General features: G+C 72.5%; 15 protein-coding genes. 4 read left to right on the forward strand and 11 right to left on the reverse strand.

Annotated features, from left to right (window positions below):
• The first annotated feature begins 1 nt into the window (after window position 1).
• Together IAI59_RS05640 and IAI59_RS05645 are read left to right on the forward strand one after the other, a co-directional pair.
• A complete protein-coding gene (locus tag IAI59_RS05640) occupies window positions 2-412 on the forward strand; it encodes a proton-translocating transhydrogenase family protein (protein WP_207419288.1) in 411 nt (136 codons plus the stop codon).
• Window positions 413-416: 4 nt separating this feature from the next.
• The gene (locus IAI59_RS05645) at window positions 417-1826 is read left to right on the forward strand and encodes an NAD(P)(+) transhydrogenase (Re/Si-specific) subunit beta (RefSeq protein WP_207419289.1); all 1410 of its coding nucleotides are present in this window, start codon (window positions 417-419) and stop codon (window positions 1824-1826) included.
• 159 nt (window positions 1827-1985) lie between these two features.
• Here the strand turns inward: IAI59_RS05645 and IAI59_RS05650 are convergent, their stop codons facing one another.
• On the reverse strand, window positions 1986-2510 hold the full coding sequence (locus IAI59_RS05650) for an ankyrin repeat domain-containing protein (protein WP_207419290.1): 525 nt from the start codon (window positions 2508-2510) through the stop codon (window positions 1986-1988).
• A 200-nt stretch (window positions 2511-2710) separates the two neighbouring features.
• Here IAI59_RS05650 and IAI59_RS05655 point away from each other — a divergent pair, with 200 nt between their 5' ends.
• The gene (locus tag IAI59_RS05655; protein WP_207419291.1) at window positions 2711-3349 is read left to right on the forward strand and encodes a hypothetical protein; all 639 of its coding nucleotides are present in this window, start codon (window positions 2711-2713) and stop codon (window positions 3347-3349) included.
• A 192-nt stretch (window positions 3350-3541) separates the two neighbouring features.
• On the opposite strand, the gene IAI59_RS05660 is transcribed toward IAI59_RS05655, so the two are convergent.
• From IAI59_RS05660 to IAI59_RS05705, 10 genes are all read right to left on the reverse strand, one after another.
• Complete coding sequence (locus IAI59_RS05660; protein WP_207419292.1) at window positions 3542-4804, reverse strand: MFS transporter; 1263 nt, start codon at window positions 4802-4804, stop codon at window positions 3542-3544.
• A gap of 183 nt (window positions 4805-4987) precedes the next feature.
• Window positions 4988-6166 carry an MFS transporter gene (locus IAI59_RS05665; RefSeq protein ID WP_207419293.1) on the reverse strand — a complete coding sequence of 393 codons (1179 nt, stop codon included), beginning with the start codon at window positions 6164-6166 and terminating at the stop codon, window positions 4988-4990.
• A gap of 1 nt (window position 6167) precedes the next feature.
• Window positions 6168-7370 carry a dual-specificity RNA methyltransferase RlmN gene (rlmN, locus tag IAI59_RS05670; protein WP_207419294.1) on the reverse strand — a complete coding sequence of 401 codons (1203 nt, stop codon included), beginning with the start codon at window positions 7368-7370 and terminating at the stop codon, window positions 6168-6170.
• A 1-nt stretch (window position 7371) separates the two neighbouring features.
• Window positions 7372-7911 carry an invasion associated locus B family protein gene (locus IAI59_RS05675; RefSeq protein ID WP_207419295.1) on the reverse strand — a complete coding sequence of 180 codons (540 nt, stop codon included), beginning with the start codon at window positions 7909-7911 and terminating at the stop codon, window positions 7372-7374.
• A 129-nt stretch (window positions 7912-8040) separates the two neighbouring features.
• Window positions 8041-8745 (reverse strand): glutathione S-transferase, encoded by a 705-nt coding sequence (locus IAI59_RS05680; protein ID WP_207419296.1) that lies wholly within the window; start codon window positions 8743-8745, stop codon window positions 8041-8043.
• Between the two features lie 96 nt (window positions 8746-8841).
• Window positions 8842-9978, reverse strand: coding sequence for an NADH:flavin oxidoreductase/NADH oxidase (locus IAI59_RS05685; protein WP_207419297.1), 1137 nt, complete (start codon window positions 9976-9978; stop codon window positions 8842-8844).
• Window positions 9979-9995: 17 nt separating this feature from the next.
• Entirely contained in the window at window positions 9996-10850 is an 855-nt protein-coding gene (locus IAI59_RS05690; protein WP_237180951.1) for a DUF2272 domain-containing protein, read from the reverse strand.
• Between the two features lie 184 nt (window positions 10851-11034).
• Window positions 11035-12936, reverse strand: a complete 1902-nt coding sequence (locus IAI59_RS05695; protein WP_207419298.1) for a hypothetical protein — start codon at window positions 12934-12936, stop codon at window positions 11035-11037.
• Between the two features lie 163 nt (window positions 12937-13099).
• On the reverse strand, window positions 13100-13876 hold the full coding sequence (gene hisN, locus IAI59_RS05700; protein WP_237181202.1) for a histidinol-phosphatase: 777 nt from the start codon (window positions 13874-13876) through the stop codon (window positions 13100-13102).
• 7 nt (window positions 13877-13883) lie between these two features.
• The gene (locus tag IAI59_RS05705) at window positions 13884-14420 is read right to left on the reverse strand and encodes a c-type cytochrome (RefSeq protein ID WP_207419299.1); all 537 of its coding nucleotides are present in this window, start codon (window positions 14418-14420) and stop codon (window positions 13884-13886) included.
• Window positions 14421-14597: 177 nt separating this feature from the next.
• Between IAI59_RS05705 and IAI59_RS05710 the strand changes: the two genes are divergently transcribed.
• Entirely contained in the window at window positions 14598-15452 is an 855-nt protein-coding gene (locus IAI59_RS05710) for a prephenate dehydratase (protein ID WP_207419300.1), read from the forward strand.
• The last annotated feature ends 13 nt before the right edge of the window (window positions 15453-15465 follow it).

Here is a 15465-nt window from a genome sequence, read left to right on the forward strand (position 1 = left end):
GATGAACCCCACCGACCTCGCCAACCAGGCGAGCGCGACCGCCGAGCGCGCCCTGGCGCTCGCCGCCCAGGCCCGCCTGCTGGCCGAGAACACGCTGGCCCCCGTCGCGCCCATGGCGCAGGCGGCCGAGCCCTTTCTGATGCTGCTGACCATCTTCATGCTGGCCTGCTTTGTCGGCTACTACGTGGTCTGGAACGTGACGCCGGCGCTGCATTCGCCGCTGATGGGCGTCACCAACGCCATCTCCTCCGTCATCATCGTCGGCGCCATCCTGGCCACCGGGCTGGGGGATAGCTGGATCGCCAAGTTCTTCGGCTTCCTGGGCGCCACGCTCGCTGCCGTGAACATCTTCGGCGGCTTCATGGTGACGCGACGGATGCTGGCGATGTTCGCCGGCAAGAAGAAGGGCTGAGCGCATGGCACAGACCCTCACCACCTTCGCCTATCTCGTCGCCTCCGTCCTGTTCATCCTGGCGCTGCGCGGCCTGTCGCACCCGACCACGTCACGGCGGGGCAACCTCTACGGCATGATCGGCATGGGGCTGGCGATCGTCGCCACGCTGCTGCGGCCGGGGATGGAAATCTCGGGCATCGTCATCGTGCTGGCGGGGCTCGCCGTCGGCGGCACCATCGGCACCGTGCTGGCCCAGCGCATCCAGATGACCTCGCTGCCGCAGCTGGTCGCCGCCTTCCACTCGCTGGTGGGCCTGGCCGCCGTCTTCGTCGCGGCGGCGGCCTTCTACAATCCGGAAAGCTTCGGCATCGGCCACGCCGGCGCCATCCACGGCGGCTCGCTGGTGGAGATGTCGCTTGGCGTCGCCATCGGCGCCATCACCTTTTCCGGCTCGGTGATCGCCTTCGCCAAGCTGCAGGCGCTGATGAGCGGCGCGCCGATCACCTTCAGGTACCAGCACTGGGTCAACCTCGGCATCGGCATCCTGCTGCTGGTGCTGATCGTCGCCTTCGTCGCTTCCGGCAGCGGCGTGCTGTTCTGGCTGATCGCGCTGGTGGCGCTGGCGCTGGGCTTCCTGTTGATCATCCCGATCGGCGGCGCGGACATGCCGGTCGTGGTGTCCATGCTGAACAGCTATTCCGGCTGGGCGGCGGCGGGCATCGGCTTCACGCTGCAGAACCTCCTGCTGGTGGTCACCGGCGCGCTGGTCGGCGCATCCGGCGCCATCCTGTCCTACATCATGTGCAAGGGCATGAACCGCAGCATCTTCAACGTGCTGCTGGGCGGCTTCGGGGCCGAGGCGGGCGGTGCCGCCGCCGCCGGCGGCGCGGCCCAGCCGGCGCGCCCGGTGAAGTCCGGCAGCCCGGAGGACGCCGCCTACATCATGCGCAACGCCGGCAAGATCATCATCGTGCCCGGCTACGGCATGGCGGTGGCCCAGGCCCAGCAGGTGCTGCGCGAGATGGGCGACCTCTTGAAGAAGGAAGGCGCCGAGGTGTCCTACGCCATCCACCCCGTGGCCGGCCGCATGCCCGGCCACATGAACGTGCTGCTGGCCGAGGCCAACGTCCCCTACGAGGAAGTCCACGAGCTGGAGGAGATCAACCCCGAGTTCGCGGAAGCCGACGTCGCCTTCGTCATCGGCGCCAACGACGTCACCAACCCGGCGGCCAAGACCGACAAGTCCTCCGCCATCTACGGCATGCCCATCCTGGACGTGGAACGCGCCAAGACGGTGTTCTTCATCAAGCGCGGCATGGCGTCCGGCTATGCCGGCGTGGAGAACGAGCTGTTCTTCCGCGACAACACTATGATGCTGTTCGGCGACGCCAAGAAGGTGACGCAGCAGATCGTGCAGGCGCTGCAGAAGTAGGAAATCCGGGGGAAGGAATTCCCCCGGTCCCCCATCTTCCTGTTTCCGGTCTGGACCGACGGCCCGCGGCGTCGGCTCGCCCCCTTTCCTACAGGCACTGCAAACAGACAGAAAAAAAGAAGGGGGCCGGGGAATTCCTTCCCCGGCCTTGCTTTTCTCCTATTCCTCCAGCGCCCCCAGCCGCGCCGCCGCCTCCGCCGCCCCCATCGCCTCGGCCGCCCGGCGCGCGGTGGCGCCGCGCGCGTCGCGGGCCGCCGGGTCGGCGCCGGCGGCCAGCAGCCGCTCCACCATCTCCACCCGGTTGAACATCGCCGCCGTCATCAGTGCCGTGCGGCCATCCGGGCCGCAGCCATCCACGCTGGCGCCGTGGGCCAGCAGCAGCTCCACCACCTCGGCGAAGCCCTTGAAGGCGGCACCCGCCAGGGGCGTTTGCCCGCGGTCGTTCAGGCGGTCGGGGTCGGCGCCATGGACCAGCAGGCGCCGCACCACATCGGCATGGCCGTGGTAGCTGGCCAGCATCAGCAGCGTGTCGCCCTTGTCGTTGCTCATGTTGGCCGGCAGGCCCTGGTCCAGCAGGCCGCCCACCGTTTCGGCGTCGCCGCTCCGCGCGCATTGGAACACATGGGCCGCGAAGGCCAGGGTTTCCTCGTCCCACTTCCCCGGGGAAGGGTCAGGCTCGGTCATTGGCTCAGGCTCCGCTGGGTGGACGGCCTTTAGATAGGCCGCGCGCGCGGCGACACGAGTCCCTCCCGCGTTGTTGCGCGGCCAATGGCTTGCCAACCCGGGTGCGACGGCAAAAAAACCCTGGCGTGCATCCGCCAGCTCCGCCTTCGCGTTAAGCGCCGGCCGGGACCGCTGGCGAAACGAACCGAGGAACACCGTTCATGCCCCGCAGTACCCATCTGCTCCTGTCGCTGGCCACATTCGCCGGGCTGGCGCTGTCCGGCCTGCCTGCCCAGGCGCAGGAAGACGGCTCCTTCAACCTGACCAACCGCAGCAACCGGGTGATCGAGCGGCTGTTCGCCTCGCCCAACGACACCAACGAATGGGGCGACAACCGCATCGGCAATGGCCAGACCATCGCCAACGGCGCCTCGCTGGCCGTGCGGATGCCCGCCAGCGGCGGCTGCCGCACCGACCTGCGCATCGCCTTTGCCGGCGGCATCGTGGAAGAGCGCCGCGACATCGACACCTGCGCCGACCGCGACGTGGTGATCGGCACCCCCGCGCGCACCGGCGCCACCCGCGCGGCGCGCGAGAACGGCCAGGCCGGCGACCCCAGCTTCACCCTGGTGAACCAGGCCGCCCGGCCGATCCGCGAGCTGTTCGCCAGCCCGACCACCGAGGACAACTGGGGCGAGGACCGCCTGGGCCGCGACACGGTGCGCGCCCGCGGCCGCCGCGACATCCGCCTGCCGGGCGGCATCTGCCAGTACGACCTGCGCGTGGTGTGGGACGACGGCCGCGCCGAGGAGCGGCGTGACGTGAACCTGTGCGAGACGCGGGAGCTGTCGTTCAAGTAAACGCTGGCAAGCAATGCCGGCGGGACGGGCCCGGGGCGCCGCCCCGGACCCCCGCATCTGTTCGCGCGGAGGACCGGTGGTCCTCCGCGACGACCAGGCTGGCTGCTGCATAACGTTGGCTGTCCTCCACCAGCCCGCCACTGTTGCGCGCCGCCCCGGCTCTTCCCGACGGCGGGGCCTAGGGTGCTCCTGTCACCCCGGCGGGGAATCCGAGGGGGCAGCGCCCCCCTGGCCACGCGTCGTCACCACGAACAACACCGTGCAGACCAGCGCCGCCACGGCGAGAAACGCCAGCGCCGCGCCGATCCCGCCCCAGCCCGCCACCGGCCCCGAGGCCGACTGCAGCACCGCGGTGCCAAGAAAGAACGACAGGTTGACCGCCGACAGCGCCTTGCCCGTCTGTTCCGCCGGCACCACAGCCCGCGTCATGGCGAAGACCAGCGGCTGCACCGCGATGGCGATGCCAAAGGCAAAGAACATCGCCGCGTCGTAGCCGACCGGCAGCATGGCCACGCCCAGCGCGCCGGACAGCCAGCCGCCCGGCCCGCCCGCCACCACCGCCAGCAGGCACAGCGCCGCCACAGCGTGGCCGGCCGTCAGCACCAGCCGCCGGTGCCCCAGAAGCCGGTCCAGCGCGCCGCTGAGCGCCGGCCCCAGGATCAGCGCGACGGTCAGCAGCAGCAGCACGTTGCCGGCCTCGATGCGGCTCAGGCCCTTGACCTCCATCAGCCACGGGCCGCCCCACAAGCCGCGCAGCGCCATGATCACGGCAAAGGAGCCGAAGGCGAGCCACACCATGCCGCGCAGCCGCGGCGACAGGCCGAGCCGCAGCACGTCCCGCGCCTCGGCCGCGAGCGAAGGGCGGGGGCCGGGGGCGCGCGGCTCCGGCGCCGGCACCAGCTTCCACACCAGCGCCGCCACGCCGACCGACAGCGCGGCCGCGATCCAGAAGCCCAGGCGCCAGCCGTGGTGGTCCACCACCCAGGCCATGGGGCTGGCCGAGATCAGCAGCCCCGCATTGCCGGTGGCCTGGATCAGCCCGGACCACAACCCGAACTTGGCGGGCGTCAGGATGCGCGCGGCCAGCGTCATGGGGCAGAGCAGCATGCCGCAGCTACCCAGCCCCAGCACCACCTGCGCCACAAGAAAGCCCGGCTGCCCGCCGACCAGCGCGGACAGCACGGCCCCCACCGCCACCGTGCCCAGCAGCGCCAGCGACACCGGCCTGACCCCGAAGCGGTCCAGCGCCACGCCGAGCGGGATCTGCCCGGCGGCGAAGGTGAGGTGATAGGCGCCCGTCAGCGCCGCCAGCCCATCGGCCGTGGTGCCGATGTCGGCCGCCAGCACATCCGCCGAGATGGCGGGCAAGGTGCGCAGCAAATTGGAAATCATGTGGCCGAGGGCCAGCACCAGCAGCGGCGCCATGAAGGCGGCCGAGCCCTCCCTTGCAGTCATTCTTGTTTGTTCTCGCGTTGTGCCGGGCGGCATGGTGGCAGAGAAGGCCGGGGGAATGAATTCCCCCAGACCCCCTTCTTCTTTTTGTCTGTGCGGGCGTGGGCGCATGGCTGGAGCGGGCGCCCGTGAAACGGGACATGGGGAAGATGGGGCGGCGGGGACTTCCTTGCCCCGGCCTTTCTCCTACCGCCCCGCGAGCACCATCCGCGTTGTCACCGCCAGCGCCGCCATCGCGCATCCGCCCGCCACAAAGGCGCCGCCATAGCCGACACGGGCCATCAGCGCGCCGAACAGGATGGCGCCGAAGGCCTGCCCCAGGAACAGCGCCATGACGAAGGCGGACACCGAGGTGGCGCGGGCTTCCGGCATCAGCTCGGTGCTGCGGGCCTGCAGGGCGCCGTGGAACATGAAGAAGGCGAGGCCCAGCATCGCCTGCAGGGCCGCCACCATTTCCCAGCGCGGCGCGACGCCGATGGCCGCGATACCCGCCGCCAGCAGCAGGCCGCCGGCGAACATCACCCGGGCCTCGCCAAAGCGCAGCAGCAGGGTGCGGGCAATGCGGGTGTAGACAAAGGAGCCGATGCCGAAGCCCGCGACCACCAGCCCGGCGTGCCATTGCTCCAGGTGGAAGCCCTGGATCAGAAAGGAGCCGATGAAGGGCAGGGCGCCGCCCCACAGCAGCGCGCCGTTGACAAAGGCGACGCCCAGCAGCCGCCGCCCGGCCGGGCGCTGCAACAGGGCGATGTAGCGGGCCAGCCCGCTGCCGCCGCCGGCCGGCTCGGCGCGCCACAGCCGGGCGCGCAGCGTGGCGACGATGGCCAGCGCGGTCAGCGCCGCCTGCGCGCCCACCAGCAGAAACACCGCGCGCCAGCCGAAGGCCTGGCCCGCGATGCCGGCGAGCGGCCCGGTCAGCAGCTGCGCCATGACCATGCCGGTGAGAAAGCGCCCCAGCGTCGCCTGCCGCTCGGCATAAGGGACGTTGTCGCCGATCCAGGCCATGGCCAGCGGCACGATGGCGCCGCCCAGCGCGCCCGTGACGGCGCGCAGCCCGACCAGGTGGCCGAGGCTGGCGGCCAGCGCGCAGCCGGCCATGGCAATTCCGTAGAGCAGCAGGCCGGCCACCATGACACGCAGCTTGCCGAGGCGGTCGCCCAAGGGGCCCAGCAGGATCTGGCAGAAGCCGTAGGGCAGGGTGAAGGCGGCGATCACCACCGTGGCTTCCGCCACCGACACGCCGAGGTCGGCGGCGACGACCGGCAGCAGCGGGTCCAGCAGCCGCATGCCGCAGCCGGTGGCGAAGGCGGCCAGCGCCAGCAGCGGCAGCACCGCCGCCGGGTTGGGTGCGGCGGCGGCGGCGGTCACGTCAGGCGGCGACGGGCGTGGCGGGCTTGGCGGCGCGCTTGCGCTCGCTTTCCGTCTTGAGCTGGCCGCAGGCAGCCAGGATGTCGCGCCCACGCGGCGTGCGGATGGGCGAGGCATAGCCCGCGTCCAGCACGATGCTGGCGAAGCGGTGGATGGCGTTGTTGGACGAGGTCTCGTAGGGGCTGCCGGGCCAGGGGTTGAACGGGATCAGGTTCACCTTGGCCGGGATGCCGTCCAGCAGGCGCACCAGTTCCCGCGCATCGGCTTCCGAGTCGTTGACGCCCTTGAGCATCACGTATTCGAAGGTGATGCGCCGCGCGTTGGAAGCGGCCGGGTAGCGGCGGCAGGCGGCCATCAGCTCGGCGATCGGGTATTTGCGGTTCAGCGGCACCAGCTCGTCGCGGATGTCGTCGCGCACCGCGTGCAGCGACACGGCGAGGCCGACGTTCAGCTCCGCGCCGCACTTGTCCATCATCGGCACGACGCCGGAGGTGGACAGGGTGATGCGGCGGCGGGACAGGGCGATGCCCTCGTTGTCCATGACGATGCGCATCGCCTTGGCGACGTTCTCGTAGTTATACAGCGGCTCGCCCATGCCCATGATGACGATGTTGGACAACAGGCGCGGCGTGCCGTCCACCGGCGTCGGCCATTCGCCGTAGCTGTCGCGCGCCGCCATGAACTGGCCGACGATCTCGGCGGCGCCGAGGTTGCGCACCAGCTTCTGCGTGCCGGTGTGGCAGAAGCGGCAGGACAGGGTGCAGCCCACCTGCGTGGACAGGCACACCGCGCCGCGGTCCTCGTCCGGGATGTAGACCGTCTCGACCTGCTGGCCGTCGCGAAAGCCGAACAGCCACTTGCGGGTGCCGTCCGTGCTGGTCTGCTCCGTGGTCACGCCCGGGCGGCCGACCACGAAGCGCTCCGCCAGCTTCGCCTGCATGGTCTTGGCGATGGAAGGCATCTTGCTGAAGTCGGAAACGCCCTGGTGGTAGATCCAGTGCCACAGCTGCTTGGCGCGGAACGGCTTCTCGCCGATCGCCACCATCTCCGCCGCCAGCTCCTCCCGCGACAGGCCGACCAGCTCGCGCCGCCCGTCCGCCAGCGTGGCGGCGGGGGGCGAGAACAGCGCGGCCTTGGCCAGGATGCGCGAACGCTCGGCCTCGGTCAGCGCGGCGGCGTCGGGGAGGGTGGTGGCGTCGGTCATCTCAGCGGCGCCCCGCCGGGCATTCCTTGCCGATCGCCTCATAGGCGGCGGTGAAGCCGGATAGGGAGAAGGTGTCCGTCGCCGTGCCGCGCCCCTGCGGGCCCGGGCCGGTGGCCACCGCGTTGGCACCGCCGCGGAAGGCGGCCACGGCCTTGCCGCCTTCCCGAGCGAAGGCGTTGTCGTTGGCGGTGTAGAAGGCCAGCTCCGTGCCGCCGACCTTGACCTCCACCTCCGCGTTGCGGCTGTAGGTGTAGCCGGCGCGCAGCGCCACCTGGTCGCGGCCCTGCGGGCGGTGCGTCACGGTCAGCATGACGTTCTGCCGCCGGCCGGCGCCTTCCGACTTCTCGGCGCGGGCAAAGGCGTAGCACACCTTGTTGCTGCCTTCGGTATAGGTGGCGGCCGTCCAGTCCTGGAACGTGCCGAGCGCCCGCGGACCGGCCGGCGCCGCAGCTGCGGCCCCCCGCTGCTGCTGCGCGAAAACCTCACCGGACACGCCGATCAGCGAACCCAGCGCCAGAAGAAGGGGGAGAAAGCGTTTCATGCGCCCAATTAAGGTCTTGATGGGGCTTGTCGCAACCGCGCAAAGCCGGGAGGCGATGCGCGTTTACCGGTTGCCTCGCGAATTCCGGGGCAACAGGCTTGGGCTTGGCCGGACGGGGGCGTGGCCGCGTCAGGCCGCGTCCAGCTCGGGGTAGTGGCGGAAGACGCCGTCGCCGAACGGCAAGCGGCGGTCGCTGCCCAGGTAGTGGCGCAGCTCCGGCAGCGCCGCCACGGCGCCGCGCAGCGCCATCACCCCCGGCCATTCGCGCTCCGCCCCCGCCATGCGGCGCGGAAAGGCGAAGCACAGCCCCTCGACCAGCTGAAACAGCGACAGGTCGGCGTAGCTCCAGTGCTCGCCCGCCAGCCAGGGGCCGGCGCCCTGGAGCGCCTGCTCGAAATGCCCGAGGTACTTGGGCAGGCGGGCGTCGCGGAATTCCCGGGCGCGCCGTGCGGCCTCGGGCTTCTGGTCCTCGTAGAACAGCCCGACGCCCACGGGGTGGTGCGTGTCATGCGCCTCGGCCACCGCGTCGGCGATGGTGAGCTGCAGCTGGTTGACCCAGAACCTGCCGGCCGCCCCGCCCGGCGCCAGGCCATGCCTTTCGCCCAGGAACAGCAGGATGTTGGCCGTCTGTGCCACGGTCATGCCGTCCGCCACCAGGTAGGGCGGCGCGAAGGGGGGCTGGGCGCGGGGCCGTCGCAGGTCGGCGGCCAGGGCGTTCAGGCCGCCTTCCGCCCGCGCCAGGTCGCGATAGGCGATGCCCCCGGCTTCCAGGGCCAGCCGCACGAACTCGCCACGGCCGGGGATCTGCGGCCAGTACCAAAGGTCGTAGGGCATGCGCGGGGGTCCTTTACCGGGGCGATGGACAGCAAATGCCCCGGGCCAGCCAGCCGTTGCGGCGGCCGGCCCGGGGCGCGCGCACGCGCGGGGCCGTCAGTCCGCCAGCACGGGCAGCGGCTTGGCCGTTTCGCGGTCCACCGGCATCTTGCCCAGGTGGCCCCAGGCGCGGTCGTACTGCGCCGGCGCCTGCATCGCCTCGGCGCGGCCCAGCGCGGCGGCGGCGTGCAGCGGCCAGTAGGGGTCGCGCAGCAGCTCACGCGCCAGGAACACCATGTCGGCCTGGCCGGCGGACAGGATGTCCTGCGCCTGCTGCGGCTCGGTGATCAGCCCGACGGCGGCCACCGGCACCTCCGCGCCGCGGCGCACGGCCTCGGCGCCCGGCACCTGGTAGCCCGGCTCCAGCGGGATCTTGGCCGGCAGCAGCGCGCCGGAAGACACGTCGATCAGGTCCACGCCCAGCGCCTTGACCTGGCGCGACAGCTCCACCGTTTCGTCTGTGGTCCAGCCGCCGTCCAGCCAGTCGGTGTGCGAGAAGCGGATGCCGAGCGGCATGTCCTGCGGGATCACGGCGCGCACGGCCTTGACCACCTCCAGCGTCAGCCGCGTGCGGCCGGCGAAGTCGCCGCCCCAGCCGTCGTTGCGCTGGTTGGACAGCGGCGACAGGAACTGGTGCAGCAGGTAGCCGTGCGCCGCATGCACCTCGATGAAGCGGTAGCCGGCTTCCACGGCGCGGCGCGCGGTGGCGGCAAAGGCGGCGATGGTGGAGCCGATCTCCTCCTCGCTCATGGCGCGCGGCTCCAGCAGGCCCGGAAAGGCCAGCGCGCTGGGGCCCACCGGCGTCCAGCCATGCTCCTCCGGCCCGGCCACGCCGCCGTCCCAGGGGCTGTTGGTGCTGGCCTTGCGCCCGGCATGGGCGATCTGGATGCCCGGCACCGCGCCGGCCGAGGCGATGACGCGGGCTAGCCGCGCGTGCCCGGCCACCTGCGCGTCGTTCCACAGGCCGAGGTCCTGCGGCGTGATGCGGCCTTCCGGCTGCACGGCGGTGGCTTCCGCGATCACCAGCCCGGCGCCGCCGATGGCGCGGGCGTGCAGGTGGGCCAGGTGCCAGTCGGTGGGGTGGCCGGCATTCTCGCCGGCCGGCTCGCAGGAATACTGGCACATCGGCGCCACGCCGATGCGGTTGCGGATGGTCACGCCGCGCAGGACGATGGGGGAAAACAAGTCGGTCACGTGAAGCAATCTCCGGATCAGGACGGCGCGCGGCCGGTGGACAGGCCCGCGATGGGAACGGCGTCGAACGGCGGCAGGCGCCCCAGGCGGTTTTCAAACACTGCGAACCAGATGGGTTGCCCGGGCGCCCGTGCCACCAGCCGGCCGCCCGCATCGGTGCTGAACACGGAAAGCGTGACCGCATCCGCGATGTTGCCGCCGACCGCCTGCACGCCGCCGGCGCCGGCGGCCACCACGATGTCGCAATGCATCGGCCGGAACTGGCCGCGCTCGGCCAGCCGGTCGCGCCAGCCGGCCAGGGGGCGGCGGGACCGGTCGGCGCACACCAGGTCGCCCGGCTGCGGCGCATAGGCGGCGATGTCGCGCGGCACGAAGGGCGCCTTCGCCGGATAGGCCAGGGCATCCGCCAGCATGCCGTCGATGTAGAAGCTGTGCGCGGCCGAGGACGGGAATTCCCGCTGGTCCACGCCCGCGTTGCGCATCACGAAGCTGACAAAGGCGGCCGACCACGCCGGCTCGCCCCACAGCGCGCCCGCCGTGCCGGGCAGGCCCAGCAGGGCGGCAAAGCGGCCGCGGTTGCGGTCGATCGCGGCCCGGCCCTCGCTGTCCACCGCGCGCCAATAGGCCAGCACGCGCGGGAAGTTGGCCAGCCGCGACTCCTGTGGCGCGGCGGCCGGGCGGGGCTGGCCGTCGTGCACCGTGATGCTCCCCCATTCCCGCCATTCCTCCAGCGCGATCCGCAGCATCCGCTCGCGCACCGTGGCGGGATACGGCAGCGGCGCCGTGCCGGACGCGACCGGGGCCGGCGGCGCGGTGGCGCAGGCGGCGAGCAGCACGAGAAGCGGCAGGAGGCGAAAGGCGGGCAGGGTCATCCGCAGGGCTTATCGCCGTGGCGGAAGACAGGAAAGGTGCGGAAGCGGCGATTGTCGCGCGGCGGGCGGCCAGGGAGGCCGGGGCAGGGAGGCCGGGGCAGGGAGGCCGGGGCACGGACCCCGCCGGCCACCGCCGTTCCCGCCCGCTTCCCGGATGCGGCCACCGCGCCCCGGGCACGGAGCGCTAGGGCTGTTCCGCCATGCCCGCATCCACCCGGCCCAGCGCCGCCTCGTCCGGCGACAGCATGGCCAGCAACAGCACCGGCTGGGTGGCGGCATTGCCTTCCGTGGTGTTCGGCGCGGTGAGCACCTCCAGGTCGCCGTCCAGGCTGCGGATGCGGCCGCGCAGCAGCCGGAAGCAGGCGTCCAGCAGCGTTTGGCGCGCTTCCTCGGCCGCCGCGTCCAGCGTCAGGCCGCCGGCATCGGCCGCCAGCCCCAGCGCGGCCATGGCGCGCATCAGCAGCGCCGGCCGCACGCTCCAATGGCAGTCCTCCGCGCCGCGCAGCAGCGGCTGGGGCTGCGAACCGCCTTCCGCCGCACCCAGGCGCAGGGCGCCCAGGCCGCGCCGCAGCGCCGCCGAAACGCGCGCATCCGGCCGGCGCGCCGCCAGCCGCGCCAGCGCCAGCAGTGCCGCCGCGTGGCCATCGAGGCCGACGGCGCCGTCCGCTTCCGCGAAGGCGCCGTCCTCGGCCTGGGCGGCCAGCAGCGCGTCCAGCCCGGCGGCCTGCCAGGCCTGCTGCGCGGGCGTGGGCCCGGGCAACACGTCCAGCGCCAGCAAGGCGAAGCACAGCGGCCGCAGCGCGACGCGGGCGGGCAGCAGCGGCGCCGGCGCGGCGTCGGCCTCCACCCCCGCCATGGCGCTGAAGAAGCCCGCCAGGTGCCGGTCGAACCAAAGGCGCCAGTCGGTGCCGCCCGGTGCCACGCCCTGCGCCAGAAGCAGGGCCACGGCGTTCAGCGCCGCGCCCGCGTCGGCCGTGAAGCCCGGGTCGCGCCCGTCCAGCCGCCCGGGCCCGGCCAGCAGCCCGGCATAGGCGGGCTCCGACCCGGCCAGCGTGCCGGCGGTCATCAACCGCTCCTCCTCCACCGCCAGGACGGCGCCGGCCGGCAGCCGCGCGGCCTGGTAGCGGCACAGCAGCCAGTGCGGCCGGTCGTGCTTGGCGACCAGCTTGACCGTGCGCAGCCGCTCGGGCGAGCAAAAGGCGACATGCAGCCCCGCCGCCTGCCCGGGCGGGCCGTCCTCCACCACATGCAGGCTGTCGGCGGCGCCGGAATGCAGGTTGGCCGGCTGGTCGCCCGTCACCTCCAGCGGCAAGGTGCGCAACCGGCCTTCCGCCCGCAAGGCGATGCGCCCGACGGGGCGGCCGCCGCCGGCCATCTCGTCCACCGCCGTGGTCAGCCGCACTTCCTGCAGCGTGGTGCCCGGCGCCGCCTGCAGGCTGACGCGCAGCCGCATTCGCGGGTCGGCGGCGCGGATGGCGTATTCATAGCGCAGCGTGCCCACCGGCCGCAGGCGCTTCAGCAGCCCGGCCGGCACCCGCAGCTCGCTTTCATGGAACAGCACCACGCCGTCCGGCTGCGGCACCAGCCCGAAGCGGGCGATGCTGTCTTCCACGTCCAGGCAATGGTTCTGCCGGCCCAGGCGGAACTCGACCAGGTGGCCGGTGTGGTGCCATTCGCGCCCGCCGGGGCGGCCCAGCGCTTCCTGCCGCACGATGCCGCGCGACAGGTCGCCGGTGAATTCATGCGTGCCGGTCAGCACCCGGAAGTCGCGCGGGTCGATGCTGTCCACGGCGCAGCCGGGGGCGGCGGCGCGGTCCAGCAGCACCCCCGTCTCGCCCATCGCGGCCAGAAAGCCGCCCAGGCGCCCGGCCAGCCCGGCCCAGCGCGGCTGCAGCCCGGGCAGGGCCAGCACCTCCAGGGCCGCCGCGGTTTGCGCCGTCCAGCACCAGTCGGCGGTGGGCAGCCGCGCGGTGGTTTCGCGCAGCGCCACCGCCTCCGTCCCGCCCAGCCGCACGGTCAGGGCCAGCTGCCGGTCCAGGTAGGAGATCAGGCGGTCCCGCTCGGGCGGGCGCAGCATGTCGGGCATCGGGAGGGTCCACAGAACTGTACGCCCCGTCATCCTATACGCCGGGGGACGGGCTGTGCAGGGGCGGCGGACCGATGGGGACACAGAATCGTGAGCGTGGCCGTGATGTGACGGCCAACCGCGGCGACCGGGCGCGCCCCGCCATCCCGTCGCGGCCCCGCCGTCACCCAGCCAGGAGCCGGACCACCTCCGGCAGCAGCGCCGCGTCCCCAACGGCGATCACCTGCCCCGGCCCGTCCAGTGTCAGGGGCGCGCCGGACCAGTCCGTCAGCCGGCCGCCGGCGGCCTCGATCACCGGCTGCAGCGGCACCCAGTCCCAGGGCTTCAGGTCGCTTTCCACCACCACGTCCACCAGCCCCAGCGCCAGCAGCCCGTAGCCGTAGCAGTCGCCGCCCCAGGTCACGCGGCGCGCGGCCTGCTGCACGGCGGCGACGCGCGGTGCCTCGGCGGCGGTGAACATGCTGGGGCTGGTGCAGGACAGCTCGGCATCGGACAGCGCGGGGCAGGGGCGGCAGCCGGGCGTTCCGCCCAGCGGGCCGCGAAAGCGCAGCGGCTGGCCCTCGGCGCCGATCCAGCGCTCGCCGGTGGCGGGCTGGTCGATCAGCCCCAGCACGGGGCGGCCCCGGTGCAACAGGCCGATCAGCGTGCCGAACAGCGGCCGGCCGGTGACAAAGGCGCGCGTGCCGTCGATCGGGTCGATCACCCAGACGTATTCGGCGTCCGTGCCGGTGGCGCCGAATTCCTCACCCAGCTGCCCGTGGTCGGGAAAGCGGGCGGCCAGCAGGGCGCGGATGGTCCGCTCCGCTTCGCGGTCGGCTTCCGTGACGGGGCTGCTGTCGCCCTTGGCCTCGACCAGCAGGCGGGAACGAAAAAGGGGGCGGATGACCGCCCCCGCCGCATCGGCGGCCGCTTCCGCGGCCGCGATGAAGTGTTCGACCACCGCCAGCTTACGGCAGCGGCTGCGGGTTGGCGGACAGCGTGCGCAGATAGGCCACCACGTCGGCGCGCTGCTGCACGTTGCTGATGCCCGCGAAGGCCATGCGGGTGCCGCGGATGTAGCGGGCCGGACCCTGCAGGAAGTGGTTCAGCTCCTCGTAGCCCCAGGGCTTGTCCTTGAGCGCCGCCATGGCGGACGAGTAGTTGAAGTCCGGGCGGTGGGCATGCGGGCCGCCGACCACGCCATACAGGTTGGGGCCGACCTTGTTGGCCTGGCCTTCCTCGAAAGTATGGCAGGCGGAGCACAGCCGGCCGACCAGCTGCTTGCCGGTGTCCGCGCTGGCGGCGGCCAGCAGCGGCGAGATGTCGGGGATCGCGGCCTCGGCCGCCGGGGCCGCGGCATTGCTGGCACCCACGCCCTCGATGGTGATGGCGGTCTTTTCCAGGCGGTGCGGCCGCACGATCTGCTGGCCGATGAAGCCCGCCACCATGAACGCGATGCCCGCGGTGAGGACGGCCGCGAATGCCTTGTTAGCCTCCAAGCTCATGCTGCCGTCCGATCCCTGCGTGAAGGGCCCCGCGAGCGCGCGGGTTTGCGCCGCGGCGGGGCCTCGACTAGAAGCGGTCGGACCATAATGGCAGAGGCGCCGCGCTTCAACCCGTGTGCCACCGATCACGGACCGGCCGGCGGCGCGGCCAGCAGCGGGGTCGAGCGGGTGCAGCAGATGAGCGGTGTGATCGCGTTCCAGGGCGTGCCGGGCGCCTATTCCGACCTGGCCTGCCGGGCGGCCTATCCCGGCTGGACCACGCTGCCCTGCCCGAGCTTCGAGGCCGCCATGGCCGCCGTGCGCGACGGCACCGCCCAGCTCGCCATGCTGCCCTGCGAGAACTCCCTGGCCGGCCGGGTGCCGGACATCCACCGCATGCTGCCCGATTCGGGCCTGTTCGTGGTGGGCGAGCACTACGAGCGCGTGGAGCACTGCCTGTTGGCCCGCAAGGGCGCCACGCTGGCCGGGCTGAAGCGCGCCCACAGCCACCCCATGGCGCTGGGCCAGGTGCTGAACCTGTTGCGCGACCGCAAGCTGCAGCCGGTGATCGAGGCCGACACCGCCGGCGCCGCCAAGCTGCTGTCCGAGGGCGACAGCCTGGAGGACGCGGCCATCGCCTCCTCGCTGGCTGGCGAGATCTATGGCCTGGAGATCCTGGCCCGCAACGTCGAGGATTCGCCCAACAACACCACCCGCTTCTACGTGATGTCGCCGAAGCCGCAGCCCCTGGCGGCCGATGCGCCGCGGCCGGTCACCACCTTCGTGTTCCGCGTGCGCAACATCCCGGCGGCCTTGTACAAGGCGCTGGGCGGCTTCGCGACCAACGGCGTCAACATGACCAAGCTGGAAAGCTACATGCTGGACGGCCACTTCACCGCCACCCAGTTCCTGTGCGACGTGGACGGCCACCCCGAGCAGCCGGCCCTGCGGCGGGCGCTGGAGGAGCTGGCCTTCTTTTCCCGCGAGCTGCGCGTGCTGGGCACCTATGCCGCCCATCCCTACCGCCTGGGGCAGATGCTGGAAGCCGACTGAGCGGCACGGCGCT

It is taken from the genome of Roseomonas haemaphysalidis (assembly GCF_017355405.1).
In the GTDB taxonomy this organism is placed as follows: domain Bacteria; phylum Pseudomonadota; class Alphaproteobacteria; order Acetobacterales; family Acetobacteraceae; genus Pseudoroseomonas; species Pseudoroseomonas haemaphysalidis.